This is a genomic window from Streptomyces sp. P6-2-1 (assembly GCF_050613165.1).
Lineage (GTDB): Bacteria > Actinomycetota > Actinomycetes > Streptomycetales > Streptomycetaceae > Streptomyces.
Map to the genome: position 1 here is coordinate 6,727,554 of NZ_CP192513.1, position 17,566 is coordinate 6,745,119.

Annotated in this window: 17 protein-coding genes; 9 read left to right on the forward strand and 8 right to left on the reverse strand. The window is 74.5% G+C overall.

The window, feature by feature from the left end; translation table 11 throughout:
- Window positions 1-62 precede the first annotated feature (62 nt).
- Genes ACQYWQ_RS28305 through ACQYWQ_RS28315 form a run of 3 tightly spaced genes read left to right on the forward strand, consistent with a single transcriptional unit; the run spans window position 63 to window position 3,221 of the window.
- Window positions 63-452, forward strand: a complete 390-nt coding sequence (locus ACQYWQ_RS28305; RefSeq protein WP_431039388.1) for a hypothetical protein — start codon at window positions 63-65, stop codon at window positions 450-452.
- Window positions 449-1,987 (forward strand): cation acetate symporter, encoded by a 1,539-nt coding sequence (locus ACQYWQ_RS28310; RefSeq protein WP_431038589.1) that lies wholly within the window; start codon window positions 449-451, stop codon window positions 1,985-1,987. The genes ACQYWQ_RS28305 and ACQYWQ_RS28310 overlap by 4 nt, the downstream gene beginning before the upstream one ends.
- A 19-nt stretch (window positions 1,988-2,006) precedes the next feature.
- Window positions 2,007-3,221 (forward strand): histidine kinase, encoded by a 1,215-nt coding sequence (locus ACQYWQ_RS28315; RefSeq protein WP_431038591.1) that lies wholly within the window; start codon window positions 2,007-2,009, stop codon window positions 3,219-3,221.
- Window positions 3,222-3,275: 54 nt separating this feature from the next.
- Here ACQYWQ_RS28315 and ACQYWQ_RS28320 read toward each other — a convergent pair whose 3' ends face one another.
- Both ACQYWQ_RS28320 and ACQYWQ_RS28325 read right to left on the reverse strand, forming a co-directional pair.
- On the reverse strand, window positions 3,276-3,776 hold the full coding sequence (locus ACQYWQ_RS28320; protein ID WP_431038593.1) for a hypothetical protein: 501 nt from the start codon (window positions 3,774-3,776) through the stop codon (window positions 3,276-3,278).
- A 94-nt stretch (window positions 3,777-3,870) separates the two neighbouring features.
- Window positions 3,871-4,494 (reverse strand): sigma-70 family RNA polymerase sigma factor, encoded by a 624-nt coding sequence (locus ACQYWQ_RS28325; protein WP_431038594.1) that lies wholly within the window; start codon window positions 4,492-4,494, stop codon window positions 3,871-3,873.
- 286 nt (window positions 4,495-4,780) lie between these two features.
- Between ACQYWQ_RS28325 and ACQYWQ_RS28330 the strand changes: the two genes are divergently transcribed.
- Entirely contained in the window at window positions 4,781-6,016 is a 1,236-nt protein-coding gene (locus tag ACQYWQ_RS28330) for a CapA family protein (RefSeq protein WP_431038596.1), read from the forward strand.
- 130 nt (window positions 6,017-6,146) lie between these two features.
- On the opposite strand, the gene ACQYWQ_RS28335 is transcribed toward ACQYWQ_RS28330, so the two are convergent.
- Window positions 6,147-7,568 carry an amino acid permease gene (locus ACQYWQ_RS28335; protein ID WP_431038597.1) on the reverse strand — a complete coding sequence of 474 codons (1,422 nt, stop codon included), beginning with the start codon at window positions 7,566-7,568 and terminating at the stop codon, window positions 6,147-6,149.
- Window positions 7,569-7,674: 106 nt separating this feature from the next.
- A complete protein-coding gene (locus ACQYWQ_RS28340) occupies window positions 7,675-8,136 on the reverse strand; it encodes a universal stress protein (RefSeq protein WP_431038598.1) in 462 nt (153 codons plus the stop codon).
- A 119-nt stretch (window positions 8,137-8,255) separates the two neighbouring features.
- Between ACQYWQ_RS28340 and ACQYWQ_RS28345 the strand changes: the two genes are divergently transcribed.
- Complete coding sequence (locus ACQYWQ_RS28345; RefSeq protein WP_431038600.1) at window positions 8,256-9,170, forward strand: polysaccharide deacetylase family protein; 915 nt, start codon at window positions 8,256-8,258, stop codon at window positions 9,168-9,170.
- On the opposite strand, the gene ACQYWQ_RS28350 is transcribed toward ACQYWQ_RS28345, so the two are convergent.
- Window positions 9,121-10,092, reverse strand: a complete 972-nt coding sequence (locus ACQYWQ_RS28350) for an alpha/beta hydrolase family protein (protein ID WP_431038602.1) — start codon at window positions 10,090-10,092, stop codon at window positions 9,121-9,123. The genes ACQYWQ_RS28345 and ACQYWQ_RS28350 overlap by 50 nt on opposite strands.
- Window positions 10,093-10,201: 109 nt before the next feature.
- Between ACQYWQ_RS28350 and ACQYWQ_RS28355 the strand changes: the two genes are divergently transcribed.
- Entirely contained in the window at window positions 10,202-10,663 is a 462-nt protein-coding gene (locus ACQYWQ_RS28355; RefSeq protein WP_431038604.1) for a MarR family winged helix-turn-helix transcriptional regulator, read from the forward strand.
- 12 nt (window positions 10,664-10,675) lie between these two features.
- Here ACQYWQ_RS28355 and ACQYWQ_RS28360 read toward each other — a convergent pair whose 3' ends face one another.
- Complete coding sequence (locus tag ACQYWQ_RS28360; protein ID WP_431038606.1) at window positions 10,676-11,323, reverse strand: class F sortase; 648 nt, start codon at window positions 11,321-11,323, stop codon at window positions 10,676-10,678.
- Window positions 11,324-11,616: 293 nt separating this feature from the next.
- Between ACQYWQ_RS28360 and ACQYWQ_RS28365 the strand changes: the two genes are divergently transcribed.
- Window positions 11,617-12,162 (forward strand): hypothetical protein, encoded by a 546-nt coding sequence (locus ACQYWQ_RS28365; protein WP_431038608.1) that lies wholly within the window; start codon window positions 11,617-11,619, stop codon window positions 12,160-12,162.
- A gap of 153 nt (window positions 12,163-12,315) precedes the next feature.
- On the opposite strand, the gene ACQYWQ_RS28370 is transcribed toward ACQYWQ_RS28365, so the two are convergent.
- Both ACQYWQ_RS28370 and ACQYWQ_RS28375 read right to left on the reverse strand, forming a co-directional pair.
- On the reverse strand, window positions 12,316-12,627 hold the full coding sequence (locus tag ACQYWQ_RS28370) for a hypothetical protein (protein ID WP_431038610.1): 312 nt from the start codon (window positions 12,625-12,627) through the stop codon (window positions 12,316-12,318).
- A 69-nt stretch (window positions 12,628-12,696) separates the two neighbouring features.
- A complete protein-coding gene (locus tag ACQYWQ_RS28375; protein WP_431038612.1) occupies window positions 12,697-13,302 on the reverse strand; it encodes a hypothetical protein in 606 nt (201 codons plus the stop codon).
- A gap of 735 nt (window positions 13,303-14,037) precedes the next feature.
- On the opposite strand from ACQYWQ_RS28375, the gene ACQYWQ_RS28380 reads away from it, so the two are divergent.
- Window positions 14,038-14,853, forward strand: coding sequence for an SAM-dependent methyltransferase (locus ACQYWQ_RS28380; protein WP_431038614.1), 816 nt, complete (start codon window positions 14,038-14,040; stop codon window positions 14,851-14,853).
- Complete coding sequence (locus ACQYWQ_RS28385; protein ID WP_431038616.1) at window positions 14,850-17,009, forward strand: putative bifunctional diguanylate cyclase/phosphodiesterase; 2,160 nt, start codon at window positions 14,850-14,852, stop codon at window positions 17,007-17,009. Before ACQYWQ_RS28380 ends, ACQYWQ_RS28385 begins: the two co-directional genes overlap by 4 nt.
- The last annotated feature ends 557 nt before the right edge of the window (window positions 17,010-17,566 follow it).

The following is a 17,566-nucleotide window of genomic DNA, read 5'->3' on the forward strand; positions in this document are numbered from 1 at the left end:
CGAGCCCCTCGGGCCCCTACACTCCGCCCGTGCCCGCAGAGCAAGCTCCCCGCCGTGAGGTCGTGACGGGGGACCGCAAGGCAGTGCGCAGGCCCGCGGGGCGGCGCACGCAACTGGAGATCCACGAGCAGACCCCGCTCGGCGCCACCTACGTGCGTTCCCTCATGCGCAGCCAGTTGCGCACGGGCCTCGCCGCGCTCGCCGTGCTCGCGCTGCCCGTCGTCACGCTCCCGCTCTTCCTCGGCGCCCTGCGCAGCCCCGCCACGAGCTGGGCGGTCCTCGGCTTCGCCTGCTACCCGGTGCTCGTCGCCCTCGCGTGGGCCTACGTACGCAGGGCCGAGCGCAACGAACGCGACTTCGCCCGCCTCGTACGCGGCGCCGAGCACCCGCAGGAGCCCCTCGGACCCGTGCCGCTTCCCCGCGCGGCCGACGACGGGCACGGTGCCGCGTGAACCAGGCGTACGCCATTCCCGCCGTCGCCGTCGTCGTTCTCGCGACCGTCCTCATCGGCGGTTTCGGCCTGCGTGTCTCGCGCACCACATCCGACTTCTACGTCGCCTCGCGCACCGTGGGCCCCGCGCTCAACGCGGCCGCGATCAGCGGCGAGTACCTCTCCGCCGCGTCCTTCCTCGGCATCGCCGGCCTCGTCCTCCTGCACGGCCCCGACATGCTCTGGTACCCCGTCGGCTACACCGCCGGGTACCTCGTGCTGCTCCTGCTCGTCGCGGCGCCCCTGCGCCGCTCGGGCGCGTACACGCTCCCCGACTTCGCCGAGGGCCGCCTCGAATCGGCCACCGTGCGGCGGGCCGTGAGCGGTTGCGTCGTGGGCGTCGGCTGGCTCTACCTGCTGCCCCAGCTCCAGGGCGCAGGGCTCACGCTCGCGATCCTCACGGGGGCGCCGCGCTGGTTCGGCGGCGCGCTCGTCGCGACCGTCGTCGTCCTCGCCGTCGCGGCGGGCGGGATGCGCAGCATCACCTTCGTGCAGGCCTTCCAGTACTGGCTGAAACTCACCGCGCTCCTCGTCCCCGCCTTCTTCCTCCTGCTCGCCGCGCACGGCGACCCGGCGGTGCCCGCGGCGCTCCCCGCCGAGAGCACCTACCTCGGCGGGGCCGGTTCGGGGCAGCCGCTCGCCACGAGCCGCGCCGACCACCCGCTCTACGCGACGTACGGGCTCATCGTCGCGACGTTCCTCGGCACGATGGGCCTCCCGCACGTCGTCGTCCGCTTCTACACGAGCCCCGACGGGCGCACCGCGCGCCGCACGACCGTCGTCGTCCTCGCCCTCCTCGGCGCCTTCTACGTCCTCCCGCCGCTCTACGGCTGGCTCGGCACCCACTACGCGCCGGAGCTGAGCCGCACCCAGGACGCCGACGCCGCCGTGCTGCTGCTCCCGGGCCGTGTCGTCGGCGGCCTCGGCGGCGACCTGCTCGGCGCGCTCGTCGCGGGCGGCGCCTTCGCCGCGTTCCTCTCCACCGCTTCCGGGCTCACGATGGCCGTCACCGGGGTCCTCACGCAGGACGTCCTGCCGCCGCGCGGACTGCGCCACTTCCGGCTCGCCGCCGTGGTCTCCGTCGGTGTGCCGCTCGCGGGCTCGCTGCTCGTCGCCGGGGTGCCCGTCGCCGACGCGGTCGGCATGGCCTTCGCCGTCTCCGCCTCGTCGTTCTGCCCGCTGCTCGTGCTCGGTATCTGGTGGCACCGTCTCACCCCGCCGGGCGCCCTCGCCGGGCTCGTCGCGGGCGGCGGCAGCGCGCTCCTCGCGGTCGCGCTCACCGTCGCGGGGCTGGTCCGCACCGGATGGCTGCACACCCTCCTCGCCTGGCCCGCCGTCTGGAGCGTTCCCGTCGGCTTCCTCGCGATGATCCTCGTCTCGCTCGCGACCCCGAAGAGCCTCCCGCCGCACGCGGGCGCCACGATGACCCGCCTCCACCTGCCCGAGGCGCTGCGCGCCGAGGAGGAACCGTCCGGACCACCCGGGGAACGCCCGTGACCGCCCGGGGAGAGCGCCCGTGACCGCCACCGCCCTGCTGCTCGCGCTGTGCCCCTTCCTCCTCGCCGGAGGCTTCCTCCTGGGGCGCCGCACCGCCCACCCCGCGGGCCGCAGCGACCTCGGGACCCCCGTCGAACGCGCGACCTTCGAGACCCTGCACACCGCCTCGCTCGCCGCGCCCCCGCTGCGCGCCGGGCTCGCCGACCTCGGCGAGGAGGGCGCGCGCAAGGCGCTGCGCAGGCTCCGTACGCTCCTCGGCACCGAAGCCCTGTGCCTCACCGACGAGGACCGTGTGCTCGCCTGGGCCGGGCACGGCGAGCACCACGCCGCGCACCTGCCCGCGCGCCTGGGCGGGGTGCTCGCGCACGGGCGCAGCGCCGCCTTCGACTGCGGCTGCGCGCCCGAAGCGGGCTGCACGTCCCGCTGGGCGGTGGCCGCGCCCGTCGTGGTCGAGGACCGCGTGCTCGGCGCCCTCGTCACGTACGCGCCGCGCGAGTCCGCCGTCCTCGCGCGCGCACTCGACGAAGTGGCCCGCTGGGTCTCGGTGCAGCTCGAACTCGCCGAGCTGGACAAGTCCCGTACGCGCCTGATCGAGGCCGAGATCAAGGCACTGCGGGCCCAGATATCCCCGCACTTCCTCTTCAACTCGCTCGCGGCGATCGCCTCGTTCGTGCGGACCGATCCCGAGCGGGCCCGCGAACTGCTGCTCCAGTTCGCGGATTTCGCCCGTTACTCGTTCCGCAGCCACGGCGACTTCACGACGCTCGCCGACGAGCTGCACTCGATCGACCAGTACCTCGCCCTGGTCCGGGCCCGCTTCGGCGACCGGCTCTCGGTGACGCTCCAGATCGCCCCCGAGGTGCTGCCCGTCTCGCTCCCGTACCTGTGCCTGCAACCGCTCGTCGAGAACGCCGTCAAGCACGGCCTGGAGGGTGCGGTGACGCGCAGCCGCATCACGATCGGGGCGCGGGACGCGGGCGCGGAGGCGGAGGTCGTCATCGAGGACGACGGCGTGGGCATGGACCCCGAGCGGTTGCGCCGCATCCTGCGCGGCGAGGGCGGCCCGGGGGCGGGGATCGGTCTCCTCAACGTGGACGAGCGGCTGCGGCAGGTGTTCGGCGAGGACCACGGCCTCGTGATCGAGACGGGCGTGGGCGCGGGCACGCGGATCACGGTCCGGCTGCCGAAGTACCACCCGGGGGTGCACTCGACCCCGATGCAGAACCGGGCCTGAGCGCCGGGGACCCGGGGCCGCGGCGTCCCGGCGGGTGCGGCCCCGGTCGCGGGCTCAGAACAGGTGGATCGCCAGGTGCCCGAGGGGCAGCCCGAGCCGCCACGCCGCCGTCCACACCTTCGGCCGCTCCTCCTCGGGCACCGCGGCCCCGCCGGGTACCGCGTCCAGGTCGGGGGCGAGCAGCTCCGTCTCGTGGAGCCACTGCCAGGCGCCGCGCGCGAGGCGCAGTTCGGCGCGGCGGCGCGGCCCCCGGGGGGCCGCGGCGGCCTCGGCGAGCCGCTCGGCGACCCAGTCCTGCCACGGCTGGTCGTGCGCGGTGAGCGCGAGCCAGGTCTCCAGCTGGGTGATGACCCGGATGCCGCTCAGCTCGTCCTCGGTGTCCGCCAGGTAGACCGTGAGCGCGAGCGCCTCGCGGCCCGCGCGGAACTCGAAGGAGTCCGGGGGCATCAGGTCCCCGCTGCGCAGCAGCTCATCGGCGATGTACTCGGCGTACAGCCAGCCCATCGGAACCACGAGTGTGCCGGTGCCGGCCGTCTCCCCGCTCCCGTTGCCCATCGCGTACGTCCTCCTCAGATCGACGAGTACAGCCGATTACCCGAGGGGCGGTCACGGCAAGCCCCTTTGCGAAGACTTGACTCAGTGTCCGGTTTCAATACGCCGCAGGGGTGTATCCGGGCAGAACCGCCCGCAGGGAGCGCAGCGCGTAGTAGGCGCGTGATTTGACGGTGCCCGCGGGGATGCCGAGGGTGGCCGCCGCCTCGGCGACGCTCGCGCCCCTGAAGTACACCTCGACGAGGACGTCCCTGTGCTCGCGGCTCAGCCCGCGCAGCGCCTCGCGCACGTCGAGCGCCGCGGCGGAGCGGTCGGCGTGGTCGGCGCAGAGCGGCGCGTGGTCGAGCAGTACCTCACCGACCTCGGCGGGGCGTGCCCTGCGGGCCCGGCGCGCGTCGATCGCGAGCCGCCGCCCGACGGTGAAGAGCCAGGGCCGCACCGAGGCGTAGTCGGCGCGGCGCAGTGCCTCGGGGTGCTGCCAGGCCCGTACGAAGGTCTCCTGCGCGAGGTCCTCGGCCCGCTGCCTGTCCCCGTCGCACAGGCGGAGCAGGAGCGCGAAGAGCGCCGGGCCGTGCGCCCGCTGCAACTCGGCGAGTTCGCGTTCCCCCGTGACCTCGCGGGGCCGCTCCCTGTCGGCGTCGCGCGCTCCGGCGGGGCGCGGGGAGCGCTGGCGCGGGATGGCGGCAAGGGCGGCAGGCATCGTCGTCGTCGGCGGTGTCATGGCCGTATGCCAGCGCAGTCCGCCGCCGGGCGCACATACGCCGTACGTGGCTGTGCGACGGGCGGTCGAAGCGCTCGACGAGCGGTGCGACGAACGGTCGGCAACAGCGCGTAGGGGGTGGCGGGGGAGCGGGGGGCGGCGCGTACGGGGGCGCGTGCGCCGGGGGGTCGGGTCTGTTGCGGTCGCATTCGCGCGCCGTCCGGAATGGGAGCTTGCGCACCGACACGGGGCTCTGTCTTGTCGTTTTGTCATATTTACCTTTGTATGTCGCCCCCCGGAGGTCGTCATGCCCCGTACCCCCCGCCCCCGCGCGGTCCGCTCCCGACCCGGCTCCACCCGCCTGCGGGCCGTCCTGCTGCTCGCCGGTCTCGCCTCGACGGCGACCGCCTGCGCCGGGCTGACCGGCTCGCCCGGCGCCCCGTCCCCGCACGGCGCGGGCGGCGCCCAGGCCGCCCCCTCGTCCGCCTCGCCGTCCCCGTCCGCGGCGCGCCGCCCCTTCACGCTCCTCGCCTCGGGCGACGTCCTCCCGCACGACTCCGTCATCCAGCAGGCGCGCGCCGACGCGGGCGGCAAGGGCTACGACTTCCGCCCGATGCTCTCGGGCGTCAACCCCGTCGTCTCGCGCGCCGACCTGGCGATCTGTCACATGGAGACGGTGTACGGGGACGAGGACGGCCCCTACACCGGCTACCCCGCCTTCGTCTCGCCGCCCCAGGTCGCCACCGCCCTCGCGGCGACCGGCTACGACTCCTGCTCGACCGCGTCGAACCACAGCCTCGACGACGGCGCAGCGGGCGTCTCGCGCACCCTCGGCGCACTCGACCGCGCGGGCATCGCGCACGCGGGCACCGGACGCAGCGAAGCCGAGGCGCACAGGCCCGCGTGGCTCACGGCGGGCGGGGCGAAGGTCGCCCAGCTCAGCTACACGTACGGCACGAACGACATCCCGCTGCCGAAGGACGCGCCCTGGACCGTCCGGCTCATCGACGAGGGCCGCGTCGTCCAGGACGCCCGCGCCGCGCGCGAGGCGGGCGCCGACATCGTCGTCGTGAGCATGCACTGGGGCACCGAGTGGCAGACCGCCCCCGACGCCCAGCAGCGCCAGCTCGCCCAGGCGCTCACCGCCTCGCGCACGGGCGAGCGCCCCGACATCGACCTCGTCATCGGCACGCACGCGCACGTCCCGCAGGCGTACGAGAAGGTCAACGGCACGTGGGTGATCTACGGCATGGGCGACCAGATCGCCGGCCGGATGATCAACTACGACGACGTGCACGACCCGCGTGGCAACGAGGGCACGCTCGGCCGCTTCACCTTCACCCCGCCCGCGAAGCCCGGCGCCCGCTGGGAGGTCACGAAGGCCGAGTTCCTGCCGCAGTGGTACGACCTCGCGGTCAACCGCGTCGTCGACGTGAACGACGCGATCGCGAAGGGCCGCGACCTGACCGCCGTCCGCGACCGCCTGCGTGAGGTCGTCCTCAGCAGGGGCGCGGCGAAGGACGGGCTCGTGGAGGGCCACTGAGTCCCCGCCGGGCGGGGTGGCGGGGCGCGGCGGGCGGCGGGCGCGGTGGTACGGGCGCGGGGGCGCCCTCGGGCGGATCGCGGCGCCGCGCCCCGTACCGCCGCGCCGCCCGGCGCCCCCGCCCGTACCGTTACCGCCCGGAGTGTTCCCGCGCCAGCGCCGAACGCCGGTACGAGTAGCCGAAGTACACGACGAGACCGATGACGAACCACACGGCGAAACGCACCCACGTCTGCCATTGCAGGAAGGTCACGAGCCAGATCGAGAAGACGACCCCGATGGCGGGGACGACCGGCATCCACGGGGTGCGGAAGGTGCGCGGCAGGTCCGGCTTGCGGTAGCGCAGCACGACGACGGCGACGCACACGACGACGAACGCGAGCAGGATGCCGATGTTCGTGAGTTCCGCCGCCTCGCCGATCGGCAGGATGCCCGCGATCACCGCGGAGACGACCCCGGCGATCCACGTGACCCGCGTCGGGACCTTCCGCTTCGGGTGCGTCTTCGCGAACCACGCGGGCAGCAGCCCGTCGCGGCTCATCGAGAAGAACACACGCGTCACGCCGAGCATGAAGGTGAACATCACCGTGAGGATGCCGATGATCGCGCCGACGGCGATGACGTCGGCGAGCCCGCCGAGCCCGACCGACTTGAACGCGCTGGAGAAGCCGCTCTCCGGGTCGATGTCCGTGTAGTGCTGCATCCCCGTCAGGACGAGGCAGGCGAGCACATACAGCACCATCGAGATCCCGAGCGAGTACAGGATCGCCTTCGGCATGTGCCGCTGCGAGTCCTTCGACTCCTCGGCGGCGGTGGACATCGCGTCGTAGCCGAAGACCGCGAAGAAGACGGTCGCGGCGCCGGTGAAGGTACCGCTCACGCCGAACGGGAAGAACGGGTGGTAGTTCCCCGACGAGATGTGGAAGACGCCCACACCGATCACGACGAGGACCACGACCACCTTGAGCACCACGACGATCATCTCGAAGCGCGCCGCGTTCTTGATGCCGAGCGTGAGCAGGTACGCGATGAGCAGGCACAGCACCACGGCGAAGAGGTCGACCCGGTGCCCGTCACCGGTCCCCGGCGCCCCCAGCATCCACTTCGGCAGCTCGACGCCCATGTCGTCGAGCAGGAAGCCGAAGTACCCCGAGATCCCGATCGCGACCACCGCGACGATCGCGGTGTACTCCAGGAGCAGGTCCCAGCCGATGAACCAGCCGACCAGCTCGCCGAGCACCGCGTACCCGTACGTATAGGCCGAACCCGCCTTCGGGATGAGTCCCGCGAACTCCGCGTAGCTCAGTGCCGCCGCCGCGCTCGCGACGCCCGCGATGAGGAACGAGAACAGGACGGCGGGCCCGGCCGTGCCGTGTGCGACCGTCCCCGCGAGCGTGAAGATGCCCGCGCCGATGATGCCGCCGACCCCGATCGCGGTGAGCTGCCACAGGCCGAGGCTGCGGCTCAGCCCGCCGCCTCCGCCCTCCGGCTGCTCGATCCCCTCGATCGGCTTGCGGCGCAGGACACCCTGGGTGCTCCACAGACCCGGCACGGAATCATCCTCCCGGCGACGACGACGGATCGACGGGGCGTCACTATGCCGTCGCGGGTGGCGGGGGCGGAAGAGGCGGGGCGGGATCGGTGGGACCTGAAAGCGCCTACGGGACCACCGTCACCGGCCAGCGGCCCGTCTTCACCAGGCGGACGGCGACCGAGCCCACGAAGCGGTGGCCCGCTTGTTCGGAGGCGCCCACCACCACCGCGTCCGCCTTCAGCTCGTCCGCCGCGGTCACGAGGCCCGTGTAGGGGTCGCCGCGGAAGGTGTGGAACTCCCAGCGCAGGTCGAAGATGCCCTTGAACATCTCCGTGCCGTGGCGGAGTTCCTCCATGAGCGACTCGGCGATCTCGTCGGTCGTCTCGGCCACGGGGGCGCCCATCGCCGCCCCGGCGGCGAGCAGCGGCTGCACGTACACGAAGGCGAGGAGCGCGCCCTGCCGCCTGGCCAGTCCGCCTCCGTACGCCGCCGCGCGGAAGGAGGAAGCGGAACCGTCGACGCCGACCACGATCACTTTCGGTCCGTCGGTGCCGCGTTCGAACTGGGATGGCTTCTGTTCGGTCACGCAGTGAGGTTAGTGCCTGTCCCCGGCTGGTCACAGGGCTGGTCCGGCCGGGTGTACCCCGCGGCGTGCGACGGCGTTGCGCCGGTGCCCGAGGTGTCCGGAGTGCGAGGGATCGGGCCATGCCTGCGGTACGAAGCACAGTCGCGCCCCGCCGCGAAACGGATCCCGCCCCCGGCGCCCCCACGCGCCGCGCGCTGCTGCGCACGGCCGGGCTCCTCGCTCTCGCCCCCGTCGCGGCCTGCGCGGGAGGGGCGGACGCGGAGCCTTCCCGGGCGGCGACCGCCCCGCCCCGCCGCCTCCCCTCGCCGCGCGCGCACCGGGCACTGCCGCCCCCCGAGGAGCACGACGCGAAGCCCCCCGAGCCCGCCCCCGGCCCTCGTACGGCCCCGCCCGGCCCGGCCTCCACCGCCCCCGCTCCCGCGCCCCCGGTCCGCGGCGCGCCCTTCTCGCGGCTCTCGCACGCCGGGCACGCGCTCGCGCTCACCTTCGACGACGGCCCGGACCCGCGCTGGACCCCCGAGGTGCTCGCCGTGCTCGCCGAGCACGGGGTCCGCGCGACGTTCTTCGTGTGCGGCAGGGAGGCGGCGAAACACCCGGCGCTCCTTCGCCGCATCACCGACGCGGGCCACCTCATCGGCAACCACACCTGGGACCACCGCAGGCTCACCGGGCTCGGGCACGCGGCGGTCGAGGAGCAGATCGCCCGCACGAGCGAGACCGTCCGCCGGGCCACGGGCCGCGACCCCGCCTGGTTCCGCGCCCCCTACGGCGAGTGGGACCGCGCCGTGTACAGGCTCGGGGCCAGGCACGGCATGGAGCCGCTCGCCTGGAGCGTCGACACCGAGGACTGGTCCCGCCCCGGCACCGCCACGCTCACCCGCCGCGTCCTCGCCGGGGCCCGCCCGGGCGCTGTCGTCCTGTGCCACGACGGCGGCGGCGACCGCGCCCAGACCGTCGCGGCGCTGCGGCACCTCCTGCCCCGGCTCAGGACCGCCGGCTGGGACCTGGTCCAGCCGGACGCGCGGCTGCTGTAGGCGGCTCCTTCACGTCCAGGCGCCCCGACGGGTGCCTCCCGCCCGCCAGTCGCGCGCGCGTCCTCTCCCAGGCCGTGCCGTCGGTGCCGAGCACGTCGTGCAGGTAGGCCGTGGTGACGTCCTGGACGAGGGCGAGCCGCTCCGGGTCGGCGTCGGTGGTCTCGGCGGACCCGTAGCCGGGAATCCCGCCCAGCGAGTGCTCCCCGCCGTGCACCGTGAGCAGGCTCTTCGGTGCCGGGCTGAGCGTGTAGGGGTCCTTCGTCCACTCCGCTCCCCGCACCGACAGCGGGAGGTCGTCCGCGTCCCCCGCCACGACGAGCGCGGGGCGGCGCAGCGCCGAGAAGTCCTGGCCGCGCAGCCACGGCAGGTGCGTCGTGGCGAAGGGCGTGAGATCAGCGCCGCCGCTGCCCGCCGTGGCGAGCAGCACGCCCGCGGCGACGCGCGGGTCCGACAGGTCGTCCGCCGCGCCCGTCTCCGGGTCGGTCACCCGCAGGCCGAGCAGCACGCCCGCTGTCTGGCCGCCGAAGGAGTGCCCCGCCGCCGCGATCCGGCCGGTGTCGACGCGCCCCGCGAGCCCCGGCACCGCCGCCACGACCTCGCCGAGGTGGTCCAGGACGCGCTGCATGTCCTCGACCCGGAAGCGCCAGAACCGGGGGCGGCGCGGATCGTCCGCCGCGAGGCCCAGCGCCTTCGCGTCGAGGTGGGTCGGCTGGATCACCACGAAACCGTGTGCCGCCCAGTGGTCGGTGAGCGGCCCGTAGCCCTCCAGCGAGGAGCCGAAGCCGTGCGCGAAGAGCACGACGGGCAGCCGCTCGCCGCTCGCGGGCGCGGAGACGCGTATCCGCAGCGCGGTGCCCCGGCCGGGGGCGGGCAGCGTGAGGGGCTTGACGGAGACGACGGGGGAGGGGGTGGCGAGGGGCATGGGTGGTGCTTCTTCCGGTCGGTGCTGCCGCTCTACTTGAGCGTTCAAGTGCTACGGTAGGGAGCGATTACTTGAATGGTCAAGTGCCGAATCGTGGAGGGGAAGCGGAATGGCCCACAGGCCCGTGCTCAGCGCCGATGAGGAGGACGCGTGGACGCAACTCCACCTCGTCGCGCAGCTCCTGCCCGCCGTCATGGACCAGCGGCTGCGGCGGGACGCGGGGCTCGGGCACTACGACTACGCGGTGCTGCTCACGCTGTACCGCGCGCCCGGGCGCACCGCCCCGATGACCGAACTGGTCGAGATCACCTCGGGCTCCTACTCGCGCCTGTCGCACACGGTCACCCGCCTGGAAGGACGCGACCTCCTCACGCGTGAACGGCGCGGCGCGCACCGCTACGTCTCGCTCACGAGCGAGGGGCGCCGGGTCTTCCTGGCAGCCGCGGCGGGACACATGGACGAGATCCGTGCCCAGGTGCTCGACCACCTGCCGCCCGAGGGCGTCCGCGCGCTGGGGGAGCTGCTGCGTCCGATCGCGACGCGGTTGCGGGCGAACGCGCCACGGGGGTGAGCGCCCCCCGGCTCACTTGGCCGAGCCCACCATCCGTGCGAAGACGACGACGTTGCCGTCGTACCCCGTACCCCTGTGGTACGCCCCGCCGCACGTGATGACCCGCAGCTCGGGGCCCGCCGTTGCCCCGTACACGCGCTCGCCGGGGAAGTCGTCCTGGGCGAAGACCTCGACCCCGTACACCTCGAAGAGCACCGTCCGCCCGTCCGCCCGCTCGACCGCGATGTGCCGCCCCTTGCGCAGCGCCCCGAGGCCGTAGAAGACCGCGGGGCCCTCCTCGTTGTCGACGTGCCCGACGAGCACGGCCGGACCCCGTTCCCCGGGCGAGACGCTGCCGGTGAACCAGCCCACGAGATTGCGTTCGGCGGGCGGCGGCGCCTGCACCCAGCCCTGCGCGTCGAGCCCCACGGGCCGCACCGGCGCGTTCACCCGGATGTCCGCCACGCGCACCCGCCGGGGCCGCGAGAAACTGAGCCCCCGCGCCTTCCCCGTGGCCGGTGAGGCGCTCCCGGGCGCCGCCGCGCGCGCGGGCTGCGGCGGCGCGCTCACGTGCTCGCCCGAGCCGTCCCTGAGCAGCGCGATCCCCGTCAGCAGCACGAGCGCGAGCACGCCCCAGGGCGCCCGCCCCCGCACTTTCCCCCGCCCGGCCTGCGCCTCCATCGGCTCCTCCTCCCGCGGCAGGGCCCGGGATCTCCCGGTACGGGCAGCACGCTAGGCGCGGGGGACGGGAGCGGCGACGGGGGATGGGCGAACGGGTGGCGCGGCCGGGAACGTACGCGGGCGCGAGGGCGATCCACCGCGCCGCGCCCGCTGGACCGACGGGGCGAAAGGTGCACCGGGGCGGCGTACCCCCGGGTGCGGCGGGGGGCGCCGCGACGAAGGGTCGTGGTGCGGGGGCCGCCACCGACCGCCGGGGACGGACCCCGGGGCGCCCGCTTCACCGGAGGGCTTCCATGCGCACCATCCCCGCCGCCCTGGCCGCAGGCTGTGCCGTCGTCGTCGCCCTCGGAGGCGGTGCGCCCGCCTGGGCGGGGCAGGGCGGCGACGGCCCGCAGGAGATCGTGGTGACCCCCGCGTCGGTCCCGCTCGGCGGGAAGGTCACGGTCGTCGTACGGGCCTGCGGGGGCGGCACCGTCGACTCGCCCGGCTTCCCTTCCACCCGGCTGCGCCCGGTCGACGGCGGGGACAGCGCGACGGCGGCGCTCACGCTCGGCCCCGGTTCGCGGCCGGGGCGGTTCGACGTGACGGCCCGCTGCCCCGGCGGGCAGTTGACCCGTCCCGCCGCCTTCACGGTCTTCCGCGGCGCGGTCCACGGCGGCGTCGGCGGCGCGTCCTCCCACCGTGCGAGCCCGGCCGACATGGCGGTCGGCGGCGGCCTCGTCGTCGCCGCGGTACTCGGCGGCGGCGTCCTGTGGCTCCGCCGCCGCGCCGAGGACCGTGCGGCCCGCGCGGCGGCACTGCGGACGCGGCGCGGAGTGGCGGCACCGCAGGCGCGGTGAGCGGGGCGGGCCCACCGCCTGCCGGGACCGTGGGCTCGCGCCGGACCGGCCCGTCTCACGCGGGCTCCTGCGCGCCCTCGCCCTCCGTATCGCTCCGGCCGCCCTCGCTGCTCCCGCCGCCCTCGCTGCTCCCGCTGTCGAGCCGCTGGAGAATCAGCGCGAAGTCCCCGTGTCCAGGAGGCCCGAGAGCACCCGCGTGACGGCGCGGACGCCGGGGTCCCTGACGATCAGGCCGCCGGCGCTCCAGAAGAAGGCGCCGGCCCGCGCCTCGCCCGTCCGGGACCACCGCTCCATCGACAGCGCCACCTCGGCGAGCGTGAACACCGACGCGCTCCAGCGGCTGCCGTCAGCGGTCAGCACCACCTCGACGTCCACGTCGCGGACGGCGTCCAGGTCCTCGTGGGCGGCGGGGAGGAACGAGGCGAGGATCGGTGGGTGCGGACCGGGTACCAGGGCTCGTCCCACGCCTGCGGGAGGAGCGCGTCCTCGCTGTCGGTCACCGCACCACTGTGGCGGACGGGACCGCTCCACCCGCTAGGGCCTGCTCCTGCGGTACGCGTAGGCCAGCACGCCCGCCACGAGCAGCGCGCCGAGCGCCAGGTGGCCCGTCGAGAAGGTGCCCGAGACACCGCCGCCCGCTCCCGCACGCACCCCCTTGTCCTGGGCGCGTTCCGGGGCACGTTCCGGAACGCGCGAAGGCGCGGGGGCCGCGCCCGTCCCCGTACCGGCCTCCTTGCCGGGGCGCACCCCGGCCTCCGGCGTCTCCTCGCGCGGGCGCGACGTCTCGGAGATCTCGCCGCCCCCCTCCGCCACCTTCAGGCGGGCGCGGTGCTGGCGGCCGTCGGCGCAGTCGAAGGTGAGGTCGTACGTGGTGCCGTGGCGGGCCCCGGTGGAGACCGTCACGAGGGCGGAGGCGCCGGGGGCGAGGGTGCGCGGGGCGAAGAGTGCCGAGCGGACCGTCGTAGGGCCCGCGCAGCCCCGTACCGCCACGCGGACCTGGGCACCAGGGATCACCGTCGACGGGCGAACGGTGGCGGTGAGCGGGGAAGGGGCCCCGTCCGCGAAGGCCGCGGGGGGCAGGGAACCGGCCAGAGCCGTGACAGCGACGAGCACGGCGGAGCCGGTACGTACCGGGCGCATACGAGCCTCCCAGGCGCGGGCGCTGCGCGGGCAGGAACACCCGCACCGGGCCCGACGCTAGGGAGCCGCGCCGCGCTCCGCCCCCGCTGCCGGGCGGACGGGTCACGGGGTGCGGCGCACGGGTGAAACACCCGCCGGTAACGTGTGCGGAAGCGGACGCTTCGTCCGTGAGCGTCACGAACCCGCTGGAAACCGTTCCCTCCACGGCGATAAAGTCAGACGAATTCCGTGAGCAAGCGAACGAAAGCGCACGCGAACGCTCAGTTTCCCGAAAATGCGCCCCCGTCGCGCTCCGGCCGGTTTTCGTCCCGCACCGGCCAGGACGAATCGGATGAATTGCCGCTAATTCGCCGCGCCATATGAAAACTTGTCCGTCACCTTCGCCAAGTCGGCCTGCTTCGACCGCAGTTCGGGTGGGCGCACGCGGCCGACCCCGTTTTCGGCGGGGGCCCCGGCGACGTAAAGTGCTGGCGGACCGCCAGCGGGGTGAGGGAAAGGCAGCCCGTGTCACCGCCGCCCAGGTGATGACCGGGAACGGACGGTCATTTTCCGTTTTTGCTCGCTCTTCTGGCGCCTGATCAGTAGCCTCTGCGCAGGCGACCTCACCCGCGCGCGAGAGCCCCGGAGCCCGGGACACCACGCGCGAGCGGGGCGCCTCACCCGGAGAAACGAGCACCGCACCCCAGCACCGGCTTCGGCCACCCCGGCCCCCACCCGCAGCGACTTGGAGCACCGATGGAGCGACCCGCCTGGGCCCCGCAGGGAATCGACATAACGGTTCCGAGCGTCTCCCGGATCTACGACTACTACCTGGGCGGCTCGCACAACTTCGAGGTCGACCGCGAGGCGGCGCGGCGCGCGATGGCCCACCTGCCGGGGCTCCCCAAGATCATGCAGGCGAATCGTGCCTTCATGCGGCGCGCGGTGCGCTACGCCGTCTCCGAAGGCGTCACGCAGTTCCTCGACATCGGCTCCGGCATCCCGACCTTCGGCAGCGTCCACGAAGTCGCCCGCGCCCTCGCCCCCGAAGCCCGCGTCGTCTACGTCGACCACGACCCCGTCGCCGTGGCGCACAGCGAGGCCGTACTCGACGGCGACCCGCTCGCCAGCGTCATCGCCGCCGACCTGCGCAAGCCCGCCGAGATCCTCGGCGCCCCCGCCTTCGGCGAACTCATCGACCTGGAGCGGCCCGTCGCGCTCCTCCTCGTCGCCGTGCTCCACTTCATCGAGGACAGCGAGAACCCGGCGGCCCCCGTCGCCGAACTCCTCGACGCGCTCGCCCCGGGCAGCATGCTGATCCTCACGCACGCCGCCTACGAGCACATTCCCACCTCGCGCCAGGAGGCGAGCGGCGCCGTCGACGTCTACCGCGACATCCGCAACCCGCTCATCATGCGCACCGCCGAGGAGATCGGCCGCTTCTTCGCGGGCACCGAACTCGTCGACCCCGGCCTCGTACCGATGGCGGAGTGGCGGCCCGAGCAGGCGGCCGGGGAGGAACCGGACCCGTACGCGAATTCCGGGTACGCGGGCGTGGGGCGCAAGGCGTGAGCGAGGCAAGCGGGACGGGCGGGACCAGGGACGAGCCCGCCGACCGCGTCGGCAGGTTCGCGACCATCTGGAGCCGCGCCCTCTTCCCGCTCACCGCGACCTCACTGACCCGCCCCGAGTTCGAGACGCTGCTCCTGCCGCTCGCCCACCGCCTGCGCGCCGCGCTGCACGCCCGCGTCTTCGACGCCGAGGAGGCGCGCGGCATCGGCGCCGCACTCGTCGCCGCGCACTGCACCGACCCGGAGACGCTCAGCCGCACCCTCGACGTCGTCGACGCCTACCTCGTCCTGTACTGCGGGGACGACGGGCCGCACGAGGACCTCGCCGCGCGCGGCGCCCGCATCCAGCACGCGATGGCGGCCGGTTTCGCCGGGGCACTGCGCGAGCGCACCCGCAGCGAGCAGGAGGCGATCTCGCGTGCCGCGCTCGGCGCGCGCGCCGCCGTGGAGCGGGCCCTGCACGTGAGCGAGGCGCGCTTCCGCGCCGTCTTCGAAGGCGCGGCGCTCGGCATCAGCATCGCCGACATGGACGGCGTCATCGTCGAGGCGAACGACGCGCTCGCCGGGATGTTCGGCGGTCTCGTCAGCTCGCTGCGCGGCTCCAACGTCCGCGAATGGGCGCACCCCGACGACTCACCGACCGTCTGGCGCCTGTACGAGGAGCTGGTCAAGGGGACGCGTGAGTACTTCCAGGCGGAGAAGCCCTTCTACCGCCACGACGGCACCGTCCTGTGGACCAACCTCACCGTCTCGCTCCTGCGTGACGACCAGGGCCGCCCGCTCTACCAGCTCGCGCTTCTCGAGGACACCACCGAACGACGCCTCCTCAACCTCCGCCTGCGGTACGAGGCGACGCACGACGCGCTCACCGGGCTGCCCAACCGCACGCTCTTCTTCGAACGCCTCGACAAGGCGCTCCAGGCGGGCGAGGACAACCGTTTCGGTCTCTGCTACCTGGACCTCGACGGTTTCAAGACGATCAACGACAGCCTCGGCCACGACGCGGGCGACCGGCTCCTCGTCGAGGTCGCCGACCGGCTCCAGGGCTGCGCGGGCGGCGCGGGCGAGATCGTCGCGCGTATCGGCGGCGACGAGTTCGTCGCGCTCACGACCGGGCCAGGGGCCCGCGAGGAGGTCCACGAGCTGGCCGGGCGCATGATGCAGGCCCTGGCCACGCCGGTGCGCGTGGACGGCAGGGAACTGACCGTGCGCGGCAGCATCGGCATCGTGGAGGGCCCCGCGGGCGGCAAGCGCGGCCCCGCCGAGGTGCTGCGCAGCGCCGACATCACGATGTACCGGGCCAAGGCGGCGGGCGGCAACCGCTACGAGATCGCCGACCCCGAGGCCGACGCGCGCGCCATCACCCGGCACGGGCTGACGACCTCGCTGCCTGCGGCGCTGGAGCGCGGCGAGTTCTTCATCGAGTACCAGCCGCTCGTGGACCTCGGCGACGGCACGGTGCACGGCGCGGAGGCGCTCGTGCGGTGGTCGCACCCGCAGCACGGCACGATCAGTCCCGACCGCTTCATCCCGCTCGCCGAGCACACCGGGCTCATCGTGCCGCTCGGCCGCTGGGTGCTCGACGAGTCCGCGCGGCAGGCCAGGCTCTGGCAGGAGGAGCACGGGGGCCCGGCGCCGCTGCGGGTCAACGTCAACCTCTCGCCGTGCCAGCTCCAGCACCCGCGCCTCGTCGCCGACACCGTCGAGATCCTCGAACGCACGGGGCTCCCGCCGGGGGCACTGTGCCTGGAGGTCACCGAGTCCGCGCTCATCGGCGCCGACGACGCCCTCCTCAAACCGCTGCGGCGGCTCGCCGAGATGGGCGTCGACATCGCGCTCGACGACTTCGGCACCGGGTACTCGAACCTCGCCAACCTGCGCCGCCTCCCGGTGAGCGTCCTCAAACTCGACCGCGCCTTCACGCAGGGGATGCAGCAGTTCCCCGCCGATCCCGTCGACCTCAAGATCGTCGAGGGCATCGTCGCGCTCGCGCACAGCCTCGATCTCGCCGTCACGGTCGAGGGCGTCGAGACGAGCGCCCAGGCCGACCAGCTCCGCGAACTCGGCTGCGACACGGCCCAGGGCTGGTACTACGCCCGCCCGGGCCCGGCCGCGAGGGTCAGGGAGCTGGCCCTGGTGGACGCGGTCACCGGCTGAGACCCGACGGAGGCGGGGACGGGGACGGGGCGCGGCGCGCGCCCGTCCACAGCCCGCCGTACGCGGGCGCCGCACCCGCCCGCGCGGCGCCCCGCCGAGGCGGAAGTGCCTGCCCGCGGCGAGGCGTGCCGCCCTGCCGGGGCGGAAGCGTGTCCCGGCGAGGCGTGCCGCCCTGCGCGCCGCGTTCGTCGTCCGGGTGGGTGGGGCAGCGGCTGTGTCCGGGGGCGGCCGTGTGCTCGGGGGCGGGGTGAGGCCGGGCCTGGTGGGGGTGGCGCGGGGGAGTCGGCCTGAAAGGTCCTCTCGTCGGAACCGTGAGCCGTCGACGGCCCGGTGGGCCGCCGTCGTCAGGGCCCCGCCGCCACCGTCGTTCGCGGGCGGCGTACCGCCGTGCGTGAGAACGGGTGGACCGGGCCGGACACCAGGGCGGGCGCGCTCCGGCACCGGGGGCCGCCTGTCTCCGCTCCGGTCCGGCGGGTCCGTACCCGCCTCGTCCTGGTCCGTCGCACTCGTGCCGCCCCTGCCCGGCCGGGCGGCCCGGTGCTCCGGCCCGGCGGGCC